The organism is Saccharospirillaceae bacterium (assembly GCA_022448365.1).
Classification (GTDB): Bacteria; Pseudomonadota; Gammaproteobacteria; order Pseudomonadales; family Oceanobacteraceae; genus Bacterioplanoides.
On the sequence record JAKVCS010000038.1, the window covers coordinates 1 to 1,606 of the forward strand.

At 49.3% G+C, this 1,606-nt stretch carries 1 protein-coding gene; it reads left to right on the forward strand.

Annotated elements, in window-relative coordinates; genetic code table 11:
• Nucleotides 1-44 precede the first annotated feature (44 nt).
• On the forward strand, nucleotides 45-1,606 hold a 1,562-nt coding region (locus MK185_17840), incomplete at its 3' end, for a GEVED domain-containing protein (GenBank protein MCH2042492.1).

The window sequence follows — 1,606 nt, forward strand, 5'->3', positions numbered from 1 at the left end:
CGGATGCCTACGGGTCCGCATATGATGGTGAAGTAGAGGACTTTTTGGTTGAAGTAAAAGCCTACGATTATGGTGATTTGCCGGACGCTGAAGACGCGGATGCTTCGGGAGTGACAGCGGAGGGTAATTACGAGACGATATATACACGCGATGGTTTGCGTGGTCCACGTCACTTGATCGTAGAAGGATTATCGATTGGTACCCTGGTTGATGCGGAAGGTAATGGTCAGCCGCAGTTGAATGCGGTGGGTGATGATATCGCAGATATTGATGACGAGGACGGCATTATTCCTCCGGATACGATCTATCGGGGTGTACCGGCTGTATTCCAAGTCTTTGTAACAAATACAACCAGCGAGACAGCGTATTTACAGGGTTTCGTGGATTGGGATGATAATGGGTCACTGGAAGAACCCAATAATAAGGCTACTCCTCTGAGCATCAATTCGATGGCCAGTGGATGGTATGATGTGACGTTTATGGTGCCACAAGAGCCTAACCCACTTCCCGAGCGGGTGGCTGCTCGCTTCCGACTGACAACTACTTCGAATACCTTGGTTCTCTCTTCGACGGGGCCTTCTGATGCCAATGATATAGATGGTGAGGTGGAAGATTTGTGGGTACCGATTGTCGGCTATGACTGGGGTGATTTACCGGAGCCACTGTATGCTACGGATGCTAGTGGTGGGTTGGTTGGCCCTAGCCACCGGGTTGTGGCGGTTTCGGTGGGTGGAGGTAGCAGTGCTGCTTCCATGTATATAGGAGCTACGCCGCCTGATGTTGAACGTACGGGTATCCCTTCGGCTATGGCGGATGGGGATGATAATGATAATATGTCCGACGAAGACTTATCGCCTGCTAATTTTACCAATACCCTGACCAATAATCAACTATATTCAGGTGATACCATTACCCTGACCGTTCCGGTAACGAATAATACCTCAGATCCTGCAAGTTTGATGGTCTTCATTGACTGGAACGAGGATGGGGTTTTTGATCAGGCTACCGAGCGGTATGAATCGACAGTTGACCCAGCTGACACCGAAGAAATATTCAATATTACCATTCCATCAACGACACCTACCGGCACCAAAGGGGTACGGGTACGGATCACCTCAGGTGATGTATTTGATGCCTATGGTCCTGCTCCTAATGGTGAAGTAGAGGACTTTTTAGTGACGGTTACCGCGTATGATTATGGTGATTTACCGGACGCTGAAGATGCGGATGCTGCCGGAATAACGGGTCAGGGTAATTATGAGACGAAGTATACCATTGACGGGATGCGCGGGCCGCGGCATCTGCTGCGCGCAGGACTGTCGATTGGTACATTAATTGATTCAGAAGGTAATGGCCAGCCGCAGTTGAATGCGGCGGGTGATGATGTCAACGGAATAGCAGATGAGGACGGTATTATTCCTCCGGATACGATCTATCGTGATGTGCCGGCAGTATTTCAGGTTTTTGTATCAAATACGACTGGCGAAACAGCTTATCTACAAGGCTTTATTGATTGGAATGATGACGGTGATTTTGAGGATGGATGGCCGAATCAAAAAGCGCCTTTGGTCACGATTGCGGCGGGTGAAAGTGGGATGTATGATGT